Annotated in this window: 13 protein-coding genes; 9 read left to right on the top strand and 4 right to left on the bottom strand. The window is 36.7% G+C overall.

Annotated features, from left to right (window positions below; translation table 11 throughout):
• Nucleotide 1: 1 nt before the first annotated feature.
• Nucleotides 2–2971, top strand: coding sequence for a type III restriction-modification system endonuclease (locus tag A33S_RS0108075; RefSeq protein WP_009383233.1), 2970 nt, complete (start codon nucleotides 2–4; stop codon nucleotides 2969–2971).
• A 434-nt stretch (nucleotides 2972–3405) separates the two neighbouring features.
• Here the strand turns inward: A33S_RS0108075 and A33S_RS0108070 are convergent, their stop codons facing one another.
• A complete protein-coding gene (locus A33S_RS0108070) occupies nucleotides 3406–4140 on the bottom strand; it encodes an NAD-dependent protein deacylase (protein WP_026048984.1) in 735 nt (244 codons plus the stop codon).
• A gap of 209 nt (nucleotides 4141–4349) precedes the next feature.
• On the opposite strand from A33S_RS0108070, the gene A33S_RS0108065 reads away from it, so the two are divergent.
• The 4 genes from A33S_RS0108065 (at nucleotide 4350) to A33S_RS0108050 (ending at nucleotide 8805) form a co-directional block, all read left to right on the top strand.
• Entirely contained in the window at nucleotides 4350–5156 is an 807-nt protein-coding gene (locus A33S_RS0108065) for an alpha/beta hydrolase (protein ID WP_420801855.1), read from the top strand.
• A 169-nt stretch (nucleotides 5157–5325) separates the two neighbouring features.
• Nucleotides 5326–6627: an anaerobic C4-dicarboxylate transporter family protein gene (locus A33S_RS0108060; RefSeq protein WP_009383229.1), complete on the top strand. Its 1302-nt coding sequence runs from the start codon at nucleotides 5326–5328 to the stop codon at nucleotides 6625–6627.
• 229 nt (nucleotides 6628–6856) lie between these two features.
• A complete protein-coding gene (locus tag A33S_RS0108055) occupies nucleotides 6857–7651 on the top strand; it encodes a hypothetical protein (RefSeq protein WP_009383228.1) in 795 nt (264 codons plus the stop codon).
• 338 nt (nucleotides 7652–7989) lie between these two features.
• On the top strand, nucleotides 7990–8805 hold the full coding sequence (locus tag A33S_RS0108050; RefSeq protein ID WP_009383227.1) for an alpha/beta hydrolase family protein: 816 nt from the start codon (nucleotides 7990–7992) through the stop codon (nucleotides 8803–8805).
• A 484-nt stretch (nucleotides 8806–9289) separates the two neighbouring features.
• Here A33S_RS0108050 and A33S_RS0108045 read toward each other — a convergent pair whose 3' ends face one another.
• Nucleotides 9290–11074, bottom strand: coding sequence for a cation:proton antiporter (locus tag A33S_RS0108045; RefSeq protein WP_017176732.1), 1785 nt, complete (start codon nucleotides 11072–11074; stop codon nucleotides 9290–9292).
• A 240-nt stretch (nucleotides 11075–11314) separates the two neighbouring features.
• On the opposite strand from A33S_RS0108045, the gene A33S_RS0108040 reads away from it, so the two are divergent.
• From A33S_RS0108040 to lrgB, 4 genes are all read left to right on the top strand, one after another.
• A complete protein-coding gene (locus tag A33S_RS0108040) occupies nucleotides 11315–13081 on the top strand; it encodes a sensor histidine kinase (protein ID WP_009383224.1) in 1767 nt (588 codons plus the stop codon).
• Nucleotides 13069–13797, top strand: a complete 729-nt coding sequence (locus tag A33S_RS0108035) for a response regulator transcription factor LytR (RefSeq protein ID WP_009383222.1) — start codon at nucleotides 13069–13071, stop codon at nucleotides 13795–13797. The genes A33S_RS0108040 and A33S_RS0108035 overlap by 13 nt, the downstream gene beginning before the upstream one ends.
• Nucleotides 13798–13989: 192 nt before the next feature.
• Nucleotides 13990–14433, top strand: coding sequence for an antiholin-like murein hydrolase modulator LrgA (lrgA, locus tag A33S_RS0108025; RefSeq protein WP_009383221.1), 444 nt, complete (start codon nucleotides 13990–13992; stop codon nucleotides 14431–14433).
• Nucleotides 14426–15127 carry an antiholin-like protein LrgB gene (gene lrgB / locus A33S_RS0108020; protein ID WP_009383220.1) on the top strand — a complete coding sequence of 234 codons (702 nt, stop codon included), beginning with the start codon at nucleotides 14426–14428 and terminating at the stop codon, nucleotides 15125–15127. The genes lrgA and lrgB overlap by 8 nt, the downstream gene beginning before the upstream one ends.
• A 68-nt stretch (nucleotides 15128–15195) precedes the next feature.
• Here lrgB and A33S_RS0108015 read toward each other — a convergent pair whose 3' ends face one another.
• Entirely contained in the window at nucleotides 15196–15549 is a 354-nt protein-coding gene (locus A33S_RS0108015) for a GmrSD restriction endonuclease domain-containing protein (RefSeq protein ID WP_009383219.1), read from the bottom strand.
• A 24-nt stretch (nucleotides 15550–15573) separates the two neighbouring features.
• Nucleotides 15574–16622 (bottom strand): hypothetical protein (locus A33S_RS11805; RefSeq protein WP_017176730.1); only part of this gene is annotated, 1049 nt, incomplete at its 5' end.

Genomic DNA, 16622 nt, shown 5'->3' with positions numbered 1-16622 from the left:
TATGAAAATATTCTTAGAAGAATTAATCCACCAACAACAAGCAGTTGAAAAAATAATTGAATCTTTCACAGGAATCGAAAACTATTTAACTTCAAAAAGTTGTGACAATGAGTTCTCTAATAATTTAATAATTAATAGATATTCAGAAGAAGCTAACATTGATATAAAAATGGAGACGGGTACAGGTAAAACTTATGTTTATACTAAAATGATGTATGAATTACATAAAAAATATGGGATTTTTAAATTTATATTAGTAGTTCCGAGTCCTGCAATTAAAGAGGGGGCAAAGAATTTTTTAACTAGTTTATCAACTAAAAGACATTTTCAAGAAACATATGGAAATGTTGAAATCGAAACAAATACAATAAATAAAGGTGATTTTAAAACTAGGTCGGGCAGAAAAAGTTTTCCGCCTCAATTGAGTAACTTTATTGAAAGCAGTAACTTAAATGCTAATCAAATTCAAGTATTACTTATTAATGCAGGTATGTTAAATTCATCAAATATGACAAAGGTTGATTATGACCAAACTTTATTAAGTAATTACTCAAACCCTATAGATGCTTTAAAAGCTACTAAATCTGTAGTTGTAATAGACGAACCCCACAGGTTTCCAAGAGATAAAAAAAACTACAAAGCTATAGAAAAACTCGCACCTCAAATAATTGTTAGGTTTGGAGCTACTTTTCCTGAAATTAAAAAGGGTACTGGGAAAAAAGCTACATATATTAAAGACTATTACCGTGGTAAGCCTCAATATGAGTTAAATGCTGTTGACAGCTTTAATCAGGGACTTGTAAAGGGAATAGATATTTACTATCCGAATTTGACCCTAGAACAAGCAAAGAATAAATATACAATTGATAGTGTAAAAGCCAAAGAGTTAGTTTTAAAAAAAGGAAAGAATAGATGGACATTAGGTATAAACGAGAATTTAGCGAATATTGATACTTTATTTGAGGGAGACTTAAGCTATTCGGGTTCTAAAATGTTATCTAATGATTTAGAGGTAAGTAAAGGTATGGACTTGTTACCAGGTACATTTACTACAAGTTATCAGGAGTTAATTATTAATGATGCTATCAATCAACATTTTGAACATGAAATCAATAATTTCATGAGAGATAACCTTAAAGAAAAATTTCAACCAAAAGTAAAAACACTTTCATTATTTTTTATTGATTCAATTAGATCATATAGAAATACGGATGGTTGGTTGAAACAGACTTTTGAAAGATTATTAAAAGTTAAACTTAGAGAATTAATTAAAGAATTTGAAGTTAAAAAATTACCAAGAGAGATTGAATACTTAGATTTTTTAAGAGCAACATACGCTAGTCTTAACAGCGAAAACCAAACGGTCCATGCAGGATATTTTGGTGAAGACAAGGGTTCAAGTGAAGAAGCGATACAAGCTGAAGTTAATGATATACTTAAAAATAAAGAAAAAATGTTGAGCTTTAAAGATGAAAATGGTAATTGGATTACAAGGAGATTTTTATTTTCAAAATGGACACTAAGAGAAGGTTGGGATAACCCTAATGTTTTCGTTATAGCAAAATTAAGAACTTCTGGTTCTGAAAATAGCAAGATACAAGAAGTGGGAAGAGGGTTACGTTTACCTGTTGATGAGACTGGTCATAGATTAACACAAGATGAATTTCCTAGTAGGCTTTCTTTTTTAATTGGATATGATGAAAAAGAGTTTGCTCAAAAATTAATTGGAGAAATAAATTCTGATGTAGACGTTAAATTAAACCAAGATAAATTAACAGATGAAATGATTAGTAAAATAGTTGAACATAGGAAACAAACTAATCCTCATTACAATGATGAAGTGCTATTAGTAGAGTTAGATGAACGAAATCTAATTAATAGGAAAAATGAGTTTAAAATAGATGTTGAAATTGATGGAGTTAAAAAATCAGGATTTGAATGGTTAGTAGAATTATATCCAGAAGTAAATGCATCTAAATTAAATGCAGATAAAGTCAGAGATATGAAAAAAAATCCACCTAATTTAAAAGTGAAGTTAAATAAAGAGAACTGGAATAAATTGAGATTCTTATGGGAAAATTTATCTAAGAGATACATGTTAGAATTCAAAAAAATGAGTGAAGATGATCTTTATTTCTTTATTGAAAGATTGCTGAACGATGACGATTTATTTGTGAAACAGCAACCAGAACGAATACATCAATCTTTGGAAAAAGATGATGAAGGTAATCAAGTTATCAAGGAATCAATTTCAGAATATAATTATAGAAGTGAATATATTTATATGAACTATGGTAAGTTTTTGAAACAACTTGTACTTAAAACTAATGTACCAATATCTATAATGCATAAAAATTTACTTTTCGTTTTAAAAGATAAATTTAATAACGATAAACGTTACTTAAGTGAATTAAGCTTAAATAATATTGTAAGAAAATTTAACAAGCGGTTTGAAGAAACATATGGTCAAAGTTATGAATATAAAAAATTGGATTTCTCTGCTTCTACAACTATCTATGACTCAGATTTGTCAGAGTTTAAAGGTTCGGTTGATGCTAATTATTTAGGCACTAATGTTGAAAGCAATATTCAAACTGAAGAGAGATTTTTATATGAAAGACCACCAGTTAGATTTGATAGTATCAAACCAGAATTGGAACTATTAAAAAGAAATTATGATAAAAAAGTAACAGTATTTGGTAACCTACCCAAAAAAGCAATACAAGTACCTAAATATACAGGTGGTACAACTACTCCTGACTTTGTGTACATGATAGAAGATGATGAACAGAATGCAACATATCTTATAGTAGAAACAAAAGCAGAAAACATGAGATTAGGGGATAAAAGCATTGGTGAGATGCAAAAGAACTTTTTTGACAAATTAGATGACCTAAATATTAAGTATCAATTAGCTACTAGTGCCCAAGATGTATATAATGCAATTAATAAGTTAGATAACACTAAGTGAAGATAATATAAATTTCAAGAAATAGAACATATTTAATTACTGAAGTCAAAGAGATTATAAATAAAACTGGGCTTAAGCTAAATTACAGATGATTTATATTGTTTTAATCAAGAAACTTTAGAAGGAAATATATTCCTTCTAAAGTTTTTAATATCCTTTAATAAACAGTAATTAATTATGATGAGTATAGCAAGTTACAATAAAAAGTTGAGTTTAAATTTTAAGACAGCATAGTTTTTAAGTATTCGCGGGGTAAACTAACCCCATCTCAAATCAAATTAAAACCCCTCACTATTACAGCTAGTGAGGGGTTTTGAGTATGTCATAAAAGATATTTTATGCTTATATCATACAACGTTCATTTATAAAATGCAAGTATTTTTAAATAAAATTTTAATAATGTTCCGTCAAATCATTATCGTCATACTCACCACTTATTCAACGTCTCTCAACGCCGACACGACTTCAGCCATATCGTCATGAATGACTAAGTCCGCCTGCGTATCATAAGGTGTTTCAGCTTTATTAATAATCACTAAATGTTTCCCTTGGAAATTAGAAATCAATCCTGCAGCGGGTTGCACAATCAATGAAGAACCTAGCACGATCAGGGTATCGGCCTCAGAAATCTTACTAATCGCATTCATTACGGTACCTTGATTCAACATCTCGCCATATAACACAATGTCAGGTCTAATCGGGCTGCCACACGCTTCACACTGACGGAGGTCTTGCTCGATCACGTAAGATTTCTCGTATTCCTTATGACATGAAATACAATAGAAGCGGTTCAACGTTCCATGTAATTCATCGATATTTTGACTACCCGCATCGGCATCTAAACCGTCGATATTCTGCGTAATGACGCCCAGTGAACGGCCTTCCTTTTCAAGCTGAGCCATCCAATCATGCACAACGTTCGGTTTCTTATCACTGAGTAACAGTCGCTTGTGATAGAAATTCGTGAAGCCTTCAGGGTCGTCTTGTAGATAATTTGAACTTAGTAAGTACTCTGGTGAATAGCCGTCTTTCGAGATTTCATCAAATAAACCACCCATCGAACGAAAGTCAGGAATGCCACTCGCTACCGACACGCCTGCACCCGTGAAGAAGGTGATTTTCTTAGAATCGTCCACGATTTCCTTCAGTTTTTCAATATTGGCATCCACTTCAATCACTCCAATTCCTCATTTTTAAGCTTTATCATACATTTCTAATTTTAGAATTTAGACTTTGGAAACGCAAACTTTCAATTTAAAGGGCTTTTCAGAAGGTAAATGTCAACCAAATCCTCTATAATAATTTCAAACAAATGTGAATAGGAGCCACCATCTTGAAGAAACGTATCATCATCATTCTACTCATCATCACCGTCGCCATATCAATCCCCCTCCTTGAAAAGCCACACACGAATAACCAGCCTCAATCAGCCCCCTTCGTTAAAAGCCACACGCCAACCTTCTTCTTGCATGGCTGGGGTGGTAGTGCGAATTCTGAGCGCTTTATGGTTGATCATGCCAAGTCGCGAGGTGTTACCTTTAATGTTGTGACGGCTATTGTTTCTAGTGAAGGTAACGTTCGTATAGAAGGTAAATTTGACCCTAAAGCGACGAATCCAATCGTGAAAATTGAACTTGAGGATAATGAACAAGGATATTTAGATAAGAATGCAAAGTGGTTCAAGTCCGTGCTCGAAACCTTTCAACACGACTATCAGATTAAAGACTTTAACTTCGTAGGGCATTCGATGGGGAATCTGACATTCGCTCAATATATGATGATGTACGGTCATGAATCGACATTGCCGCAACTGAAGAAACAAGTCAATATCGCTGGAACGTATGACGGCGTCTTAGGCATGAACGAGACTGAGAATGAAATCTCAGTTGATGAAGCGGGTAAACCAAGCCGTATGAACCCACCATACCAAGAGCTGCTTGTGTTGAGGGATATATACGAAGGTAAAGGCATTCACGTGCTTAACATCTATGGAGACTTAAAGGACGGGTCTCATTCAGACGGAAGGGTGTCTAATAGTTCGTCTAAATCACTCAAATATTTACTGGGAAATAGTCCTAAGATCTATAAGGAAGCTAGATACGAAGGTAAGAAGGCACAGCACAGTCAACTTCATGAAAATCAAGACGTTGCGGATGAATTAATTGAATTTCTGTGGGAGAAATAACGCTCATAGAGAATCAATTACTAACTTGAAAAGTATAAGTCATATGATTAAATAAAAATTGTAATATTAATTTCGACAATTTTCGCATAGTTGCATTCACTTTAAATTTTAAACAAATGAGTATGTTAAAATAATCACAAGTGACTTTAAATGAGTTAGGAGTTTCTTTATGATCCTATTTTTTATAGAAATTGCAATTATGGTAATCGCAATTGTTTGGGGGTTAAAAACAGCTGGCGCCCTTGGTTGCGGTATCTTCGCCATCGTGGCGCAACTGCTAATGATCTTCATTTTTCATCTACCGCCTGGTGAGGCCCCTGTTACGGCAGTCTTAATTATTCTTTCAATAGGTATCGCAGGTGGTACGTTACAAGCAACTGGTGGCATCGATTATCTTGTTTACCTCGCTTCAAAAATTATCGAACGTTTTCCTAAATCTATCATCTTTATCGCACCATTCATCGTCTTTTTATTCGTCTTTGGAATCGGCACAGCGAACATCGCATTATCACTCGAACCGATTATTGCGAAGACAGCAATGAAAGCGAACATTCAACCGAAGAAACCGTTAACGGCATCCATTCTAACGGCGAACTTAGCGCTCTTATGTAGCCCTGCAGCCTCTGCAACAGCCTTTGTCATCTCAGTCGTTGCGACTTACGGCATCACGATGGGACATTATTTATCGATTGTGTTACCGACCGCGCTCATCAGCATGGTATTACTAAGTGTCTTTTGCACAGTGGTGGGACGCACCAAACTTAGCACGAATGCGAATTTAACGAACCTTACACAACAAACCGACCACGCGCTTAAGACTGACTTTAGTCGACGCACGAAGATTGGCGTGTTGACGTTCTTAATTTGTGTCGCGTGTATCTTAACGTTCGGTATCTTCCCGAACCTGTTGCCGACTTTCCACGTTGATGGTGAAGCGGTCCATCTCAAGACGACCGATCTCGTGCAACTCTTTATGTACACAAGTGCAGCGATTAACCTATTACTCGTTAAGATCGACACGAAAGCCATCTTCTCAGCAAATATTACGCAATCAGCAATTGGCGCACTATTCGCCGTGCTAGGTCCGGGATGGTTAGGCGCAACCATCTTTAACGCGCCGCACAACAAGCACATCATGGAACACCAAGTTGGCGCGATTATCGAGCAAGTGCCGTGGCTCGTCATCTTCCTAGTCGCAATCGTCGCTATGGTCGTTATTTCACAAACCGCTACATCATCCATCATGGTGCCTATCGTCATGGGGCTCGGCATTCCACCGACATTCCTTATCGCCATGATCCAGACGCTCAACGTCAACTTCGTCATTCCAGCCCAACCTACGATTCTATTCGCGGTTGATTTAGACGAGACGCGTTCAACTAAGACCACAAGCTTCCTAGCACCAGGGTTCTTCGTCGTGACCGTGTCCGTTATCGTCGGCTTCACGATGAAAGCATTGTTAGGCTTGTAATTTTGAAAAGCCCTCTAAGACAAAGTATCAACTTAAACAATATCCCTTAATTAATGAAGTTACGTTAATTAAGGGGTTTTTTATGTTGGCTTACTTAAAACTTATTTTAAAAGCCCTTTTAAATTATAAGAAAAATAGATTTGAATAGGTTTCATTATATAAAATGTTATGATGAATATATCTAATTTTTATTTTATTACGTTAAGTCGTTTAACTTAGGAGGCTTTTTATGGGAATCGCAGGGGCAATCATCGTATGGTTATTTTTGACCATATTCTTCATAGCTGAAATAATAAGCGTCACCATAAATGGGACGTCCTTTCCATTTGAATCGCTATGGTTCTTTATCGTTCTTTGGTTCGTCTCTCTTATAATTATTATCGTATTTTATTACTATCGTAAATCGAGTCAAGAACAGTTTAAAAAAGCGCTCAAGGAACAAGAACTCGGTCACTATAAATTTGATCAGGGTGAGTATTTTTATCAAGCACCTATCGTGACTTTAGATAATCAACTGATACCTATTTATGGGCAAACGAACATGAAGTATCAGACCGCTTTCAATAATATCATTGAAAAGTGGTTGAGTATATTAGACGTCTTTCCACTATTTGGCGTGGAACTAACAAGTGAACATCATGAAGTTCATATCAGACGTATTCAAATTTGGAATCTTCGTCCGCATTATAAGGTAACCTTAGATGGCACGAATATCGGTACGTTAAAACGCAAGAAAATTATCTCTGAGAAGGGTATTACGCAACAATTACCTTATATACTAACGACTAAAGATAACCATTACGATTTCACTAATAACTACTTAAGTATGGAAACCTCAATCGAAGACGCCAGTCATAACACGTTTTTTAAGGCTCACCGCAGTCTTATAGATGTATTTAAGAATCGTAATACAAAGAAACGTGGTGAGAATCACGATATTACAATCGAAGAAAGTGATTTCCCAGATGAGCTATGGATAGCACTCTATATCCAACTTACGATCAATCGAAAGACAAGTAGTTAAATAAACTCATTAGGCCACCTGTGTAGGTGGTTTATTTTATGAACATCCTATCTCTTTTTTTAAAAGCCCTCTAAGACAGAATAGCAATTTAACGGTATCCCTTAATTAATGAAGTTACGTTAATTAAGGGGTTTTTATTGGCATAGTGCGTACTTCTTTGAAAAGCCCTTTTAAAGTTTTCTAAAATACGTAATATTTAGAATTCTTAGAGATTACAACAAAGCGATTAGATGTTATATTTATATATAATTGTATAAGTCTTATCTAAAGGGCTTTTCAAAAATGAAGATGATCAACATTTCTAAAAGATGTCGAGTTGTAAATAAAGGGGAATGGGTATGGAGACGATTCAATTCGAAGATTTAACGTACGAGCATTTATTTGCGCTTAATAACCAGCGCGTGAAGATTATGAAAGATGGTATTGATTTCTACATATTGCTGCGATTGAAGCAGGGGAATGATAAGCTGATTGTGCACAGTAACGGGGCGGTGAATAAGAAGAAGGTGGCGTTGCCTGCGTTTACGCGCACGTATTGGTACAAGGATATTGACGCGTCGTTTGTGTATATGGATGATCGTACGCTGCATGACGGTAATGTGAATTTAGCGTGGGGTCTTGGTACGAAATCGCGTCATTACTTACGTGATTATCATGATATCGCGGCTCGAATTGCTGAGCTAATAGATGTTGAGACGGAGAATGTTACGTATCTTGGAAGTTCTGGTGGCGGCTTTATTTCAATGATGTTAGCGACAATGCATAAGGGTGCGCGCGCTATCGTGAATAATCCTCAAACTTACGTGCACCGCTATAAGAAGCTTGCGGTTGATCGCGCGTATCAACATGTGTTTGGTGACATGCCAGCACAAGAGATTCAGCGCCGCTATAGTACGCGATTGTCGTTAACCGCGCTTATGCGTCATGAGAATCATGTACCGGAAATTTTCTATATTCAGAATCGCTTAGGTCAGGTCGATATGGAGGACCATTACACGCCTTTCAATCAGATGTTGGATAAGTATAAGTTAGATTCTAAGAAGATTAAATATATCTTGTATAGCGATGCCGAAGCGGGTCATCAACCTATACCGAAAGATCGTTTTATCGCGTTTATTAATGCGGTTATTGATCAGAAATTGGCGATTTATTAAGTTATCGAGCTTGGGACATATTAAACAATTCTCTTAAAACAGCATGCTTTCCTAGGGCGTGGCCAAAGCCTGTAGTCTTTGGACTCACGCTACTCCCCTAGGAGTCAGTTGTTTAGAGAATTGTGTGATATAGAGTTTAAATACTCTATTTCACAACTTATGTCTCAAGCTTTTTTTGTGCGGCGGATGGGGAAGTTGCGGGTACTGAGACTTGATTACGGATTGCTCATCAAGTTTGAAGTGGTCTGAGACTTGATCACGGATCGCTCATCGAGTTTCAAAGGCTCTGAGACGTGATGACGGAATGTTCATCAAGTTTGAAGTGGTCTGAGACTTGATGACGGATCGCTCATCAAGTTTCAAAGGCTCCCAGACTTGATCACGGATCGCTCATCAAGTTTCAATAGCTCCCAGACGGGATGACGATTTGCTACAAAAAAAGGAAGGTTGCTAATTAAAGCGAACCTTCCTCTCAACTTAAACCTTATCCATAAATATCCTTCAATATGCCATATACGCCTGAATCTGACTTAGGAAGCGGGCGATTGTTCATTTTAAACGTGACTTCACTATCGTCACTAATATGATAAATCATCATGTCCTTTTCAGAAATATGCTCGTAATCGTACGCTGGCACTTCGATAATATTGTGGTTACTAATGTACTGATTAAACCATCTCGGACTGTATCGGTCATCAAATAGAATGTGATTTCGAATAGGACCGTTCAAGTTGTTTCGCGCTTGATCGTCATCGAACGATACGGGCATCATTGCGACATTTTTTAATCCGAATTCCGGTACCAATTCGTTAAAAGCCAAGCTATTAAATATAAATGATTTCGTCATTAAAATACATTTATCATAACGAATGAGGTCCGTATAAATTCTGTCACTACTTGATAATAAATTCCCTTTAAACGTTTCAAAGTCTAATTCGTGCGCTTTTTCGTTGGTATTTTCAAAGAGGTTGAAAACCATCACGGGAATATTGTGTTCACGAAGTTTGACGCCAAGGTGGAACGAGAATTCACCTTCACCGACGATAATAACACCTGGTGGTTCGGTACTTGCCATGCCAAGTGCTTTACTTAAAGGTCTGAAGCTAAAGCCGTAAATGACAACGGTTATAAAGACAAGACCGAATGTAACCGGCGTGATGTATTTCGCCATGTCGACTTTGTCTGCGATAAATAAACTTGAAAAGAACTGCGCCACGGTTAACACGACGATGCCACGAGGTGCCATTAATGCCACAAGTGAGCGTTCCTTGTTGTCGAGTTCTGTACCGATTGTCGATAGCCATACAGATAAAGGACGTACGAGAATTATCATCGCAACGCAAAGTAAAACAAGCTGCCATGACAGTACGCTTTTAAGTACGCCGAGTGTCAATGACGACGTAATTAAAATAAAAACTGATGAAACTAAAATTGATGATGTATTCTCGATGAAATGATCAGATTCTTTATAAATTAAGTCGTGACGCTTTTGACGTGCCATCATAATACCGAAGATGGTAACGGCAAGTAGTCCTGATTCTTTTAATACTTCATCACAAATACTAAATGTTAATAAAATAAAGACTAATTGCACAGAAGGTATTAACGCTTGTGGAATCATATCTCGGCTTACAAGCATTTTAAAGATGAATGACACACCAAAGCCGATAATAAGTACGGCTAAGATTTGTAAAATAAACTCGATTATTAATACAAAACTAATGCCTTGGCTAATGATTTGATAGACGTAGAAAGCCATTAACGCAAGCATCGGCCCAATTGGGTCTAAAATAATACTTTCCCACTTCAAGACGGAATCGACGTTCTTCTTAACTTTAGCTTGTTTGAGTAAAGGTTGAATAACGGTTGGACCAGTAATTAAGAAGAGGCCACCCATTACAAAGGAAATTGGAAGCGGGAAATGCATAAATACGTGAAGGGCAATTGTCCCTAGAATCCAGGAAATCAGTGCACCGAACGTGATAATTCGGACGACTGCTTTAGAGATACCTCTTAACTCCCGGAAGTCTAAATTACTACTACCTTCAAATAATATAATCGCAACAGCAAGCGATACGAGCGCGCCAAAGACTTCATGGCCGATGACTTCTTTTGGATTAATGATACCTAGAATTGGACCAATCAATAATCCTACACAAGCCATGACCACAATCGATGGCCATTTGATATTCACGGCGAGCCATTGACTAAAAATACCTAACGCTAAAAACATGACAATCGTAAGCGTCACGGGTAAATCAAAAGTCATAATAACACCATCCTAAATATATGTAACATGCATGTACATGCAAAATATGTTAATTCTCCCCATTGTAAATCATAGTAATACTTTAACATATCCGAATGTGTCATATAATAAGAAATTGCATGCACAAAAAGTTCATATCAATTGTATTGAAACGGAATTTTATTTTGAACAATTGTGATAATATATGAAATGGATATAATGATTTAAAGCATTAATTGAAACTTTGAGGAGATGTCACATGTGTTTAACTTAACCATTCTCTTACTTGAACGTGTTGGCCTAATCATCATATTAGCCTACCTTCTCATGAACCTGAACTACTTCAAGAAGACAATGAACTACCGAGAAACTTGGCATTCTAAATGGCAGCTATGTCTCGTATTCTCTTTATTTGCGTTAATGTCGAACTTTACAGGAATTGTCATTCAAGATGGCAATATTTTATCGGGCAGTATCTATTTCAAACTTAATGATGATGTATCGCTCGCGAATACCCGTGTACTTACAATTGGTGTCGCTGGCTTAGTCGGTGGCCCATTCGTAGGTCTCTTTGTTGGGATTATCTCAGGGTTATTCAGACTGTATATGGGTGGCGCTGAAGCTTATACGTATCTCATTTCATCATTCTTTATCGGCATCATTTCAGGTTACTTTGGTCGCCGTGCACGACGCCACAATCAGTACCCAACCGTCTTCAAAAGCGCTTTAATCGGCAGTATGATGGAAGTCGTTCAAATGATTTGTATCTTTTCATTCGCGCAAGATAAAACATACGCACTTGAATTACTATCACTCATCGCTTTACCTATGATTATCGTCAACGGCATCGGTACGGCAATTTTTATGTCGATTATCATTTCGACACTGAAACACGAAGAACAAATGCGAGCCGTTCAAACAGAAGATGTACTCGAAATCACGAAACAAACGTTGCCATACTTTAAAGAAGGCTTAAATGAATCATCAGCTAAAGAAGTTGCGAAGATCATCAAAGACTTAATGAAAGTTTCCGCCGTAGCCATTACAAGTCGCAAAGATATCTTAGCCCATGTAGGTGTAGGAAGCGATCATCACATACCTAAGAAGGCGATTATTACACACTTATCTAAGGAAGTATTACAAACTGGTCAGCTCAAAGAGGTTCACACGAAAGTGGAAATAGGGTGTAGTCACCCTGACTGCCCATTACACGCGGCCATCGTGATTCCGTTAAAATCTCACGGTAAAGTTATCGGTACACTAAAGATGTACTTCACAAATCCGAACAACTTAACTTTCGTTGAACGTAAGCTTGCGGAAGGGCTTGCGCAAATATTTGGAAGTCAGATCGAGCTTGGTGTTGCCGAAACGCAAGGTAAATTATTGAAGGACGCTGAAATCAAATCGCTTCAAGCACAAGTGAACCCGCATTTCTTCTTTAATGCGATTAATACCATCTCAGCAATGGTCCGAATCGACAGTGAGAAGGCACGTGACTTACTCCTTGAACTGAGTCATTTCTTCAGATCCAACTTACAAGGTTCGAGACAGAATACCATCACCCTTGAAAAGGAACTTAGCCAAGTACTCGCTTATTTATCGCTCGAACAAGCGCGATTTCCAGGTCGCTTTAATGTTAAATTTGACGTAAAGGATACATTCAAAGACGCACTCGTACCACCATTTCTTGTACAAATACTCGTTGAAAATGCAATCAAACACGCATTTACAAATCGTAAGAAGGACAACGACATTACCATTCGTGCGAATCAAATCTCTGATCATGAATTGAAACTTTCGGTGATTGATAATGGGCACGGGATTGATAAAGCGAAAATCGCGCAACTTGGCCTTACCTCTGTAGAATCTGAATCAGGTACCGGAAGCGCACTTGAAAACTTGAATCGCCGCTTGAAAGGGCTTTTCAGTGAGCAAGCAACGCTGCACTTCGATAGTAATGAGCATGGTACCAATGTGTGGTGCATCTTACCGTATCAAAGAAAGGAGCATGAAACATGCGCGCGTTAATCGTAGACGACGAACCTCTCGCACGTAACGAGCTCGTATACTTACTCAACCATATCGGTGGGTTTGAGGTGTTGAACGAAGCGGAAAACGTGTCTGAAACGCTAGAAGCCTTATTGATCGAGGACTATGATTTAATCTTTCTCGACATCAATTTAATGGACGAGAATGGCATCGAACTTGGCCATAAAATTCAGAAGATGAAGTCGCCGCCAGCTATTATCTTCGCGACGGCGCACGACCAATATGCGGTCCAGGCGTTTGAAGTCGACGCAACAGACTACATCTTAAAGCCGTTTGATGAAGCACGCATTAAACAAGCCATTGACAAGGTCATCGCGAAACAACGCGACAGTGAAGAGGCTACAGATGCCCCGCGCGTAAAGGTCGAACAGGCGATTCCGGTCGAACTTAGTGACCGCATTCATATGATTAACCAAGCGGATATCATCGGGTTATCGGTCAATCATGGTATGACGACGCTATTTACAACACACGGCGAATATGAAACGACCGAGCCACTGAACGCCTATGAGAAGCGTTTAAATCCAGAGCACTTCTTACGCATCCATCGTGCACATATCGTGAACCAGGCGCACATCATCGCCGTCGAACATTGGTTTAATTACACATTTATGTTAACGCTCACGAACGATGTGAAGATGCAGGTCAGCCGCTCGTATATGAAAGATTTCAAAGCTCAACTAGGTTTAAATTAATAGATATTAAAGATGAACGTCTCGTTAATTCGAGGCGTTTTTTCTTTTTGAAAAGCGCTTTCACGCACTGCAATTCTAAGTCGAATCAATGCAAGTCACCCTTAAATTCTTGTATTTCAGAATGAAAACGGCACATTGTGAAAAATTGAACTTATACTATACGTAGTAAAAGAAACACGGGAGGTCGTTAAAATGAAAGGAAAGGAAGTTAAAGTATATAGCTTTTTACATCAAGCATTAGTCATTGCTTTAGTCTTATTTGTTTCAAAGATCATTGAATCATTTATGCCAATTCCAATGCCAGCATCAGTTATCGGGCTTGTATTGTTATTTATCTTATTATGCACAGGCATTGTAAAACTAGGGGAAGTCGAATCAGTCGGCACAGCCTTAACAAACAACATCGGGTTCCTGTTCGTTCCAGCAGGTATCTCAGTCGTAAACTCACTTGGTGTTTTAAGTAGAAGTCCATTCTTAATCATTTTACTTATCATTATTTCTACAATTTTATTATTAATATGTACAGGTTATGTATCACAATTTATGATGCTTTTCACGAAATCAAAGACAAAATCTGAAAAACCAGCTCAATCTAAACGTAAAACGAATATGAAAGGAGTGCACTCTCATGGCTGATCACTTAGCGATTAATACACCATATTTCGGTATTCTGTTATCGGTAATTCCATTTATCATTGCGACAGTATTATTTAAGAAGACGAACGGTTTCTTCTTATTCGCGCCATTATTCGTCACAATGGTCGTTGGCGTCATGTTCCTATACTTCACAGGCATCCCTTATGAGAAGTATAAAATCGGTGGCGACATCATCTATTTCTTCTTAGAACCAGCAACAATTTGCTTCGCTATTCCACTTTATAAGAAACGTGATGTGTTGAAGAAGCATTGGCATCGTATACTAGGTGGTATAGGCATTGGTACTGTAGTTGCACTCGTTGGTATCTTCTTTGTAGCAAAGGCACTTCAATTTGGTGACGACATCATTGCGTCAATGTTACCTCAGGCTGCGACAACAGCTATCGCACTACCTGTATCTGAAGGCATCGACGGTATCAAAGAACTAACATCACTCGCAGTTATATTGAATGGTGTGATTATCTACGCACTTGGTAACCAATTATTAAAACTTTTTCATATTAAGAACCCAATCGCACGAGGCCTTGCTTTAGGTACAAGTGGTCACGCACTTGGTGTCACTGCAGCAAAAGACCTAGGCCAAGTCGAAGAATCAATGGCAAGTATTTCACTTGTAATCGTAGGTGTTATCGTAGTAGCGGTAGTACCAATACTTACAACAATATTCTTCTAGATGTTATATAGATATAGGAAAAACCGACTCGTTGGAGTCGGTTTTTTAGTGACTTAATTGATTTTGAATCAGATGTCCCACTTATATGTGTCTACAACCTCTTTAATTAGTAGTTTTGATCTTCTGTCGATATCTTCTATAGTCCATGTATTCTTATCATCAATAGATTCATCTTCACTTACTATAGAATCATTAAGATATAATCTTGTTTTTAAGCCTGTTTCCTCGTTAGTTTTAGGATCTCTATAATCTCTCTTATCTTCAAACGCTTTAGCACTCATCTCAGAGTTGTAACCAGTTAAGGTTAAATTACCAATTCTATGCACATTTTCATCCACTAATATTTTAACTCGGTCATCATTATTGGTTTGTTTAGAAAGCTCTTTTTTCCAATTTTTACGCTTATCAGCTGATTGTGGCATGATATGTTCTAAGGTCCATATATACTACCCTTTGTCATTTATACTATTTAAATTTTCTGGGTTTTGCTTGTTAAAGAAGTTACCATGCTTTCTCTCTAAGGTTGTTAGAATTAGTCTTGTAGTATTCTTAGAAGTTATATAGATAGATCCATCAAGAGCTACCTTAAATTCTTCATCTGTAGCAGCTATACTCTTAAATATCTTTTTAATTTCTTTGATATCTTTAAGATCAATATTATCTTTTTCGCGTAATAATCTTACACTTTGAATTGCTTTGGCTCTAATATTAGATGCCTTAGGTTTTAAGATTATATTTCTTCTAACATAATAAGTAATTAAAAAGTCTAGGAAATTCGAAATCAAGCTTGTTGTAATTTTCTTATATAATAATTTGTTCAATAAGAAAAATATGATTGGATAAGCTTGAGTTGATTCAAGTTTATCTAAATCAAAAAGCTTTTGTTGAATATCATCGTCTAAATTTAAAATATCAATCGTCTCAATTTTACCATTCATGTTTGAAAATACTTTTGCTTTCTTAATAAGGTTATCTATATACTCATAACCTTCGTCGTGAAATATTCTCTCATACAACTTTAGGGCGGTATTTTGTGTAATTGAACCGTTCTTCTGTGATTCAAAAGTATCATAATTGTTAAGTAAAAACTGAGTAACGACGTTAGTAATAGGTTCTTCATTATCGTTGTGGAAAATAGATATTAATTCTTCCCACTTAGAAACTGATTCCTCTTGACTAATTTGACCGTCAGCCTCTTTTAGGTAAAAAGATTTAAATAAGTCTAAAAGAGTTAGTGGTAATCCCTTAGCGTTGAAGGAGGTAAATACTGTAAACCCTTCATTTAAATTAGGAACTGTTATTAAAAGGATTTCAGCATGATTTAATTTATCGTAAAATTCTATTAATTTTTCAACACCCTCTAATAAATCTTTTCTATTAAGGTTAGACAACTCAGTCTCACCTAGAAAATTCGTTTTAATAAGGTTTTTAACGAAATCATATCTTTTACCAAAAACTTTATTTTTATGCGGTTTAGCTAATTGATCATTTTTAA

It is taken from the genome of Staphylococcus massiliensis CCUG 55927 (genome assembly GCF_000298075.1).
GTDB classification, from domain to species: Bacteria; Bacillota; Bacilli; order Staphylococcales; family Staphylococcaceae; genus Staphylococcus; species Staphylococcus massiliensis.
This window is presented reverse-complemented; position numbering and strand designations above follow the sequence as displayed.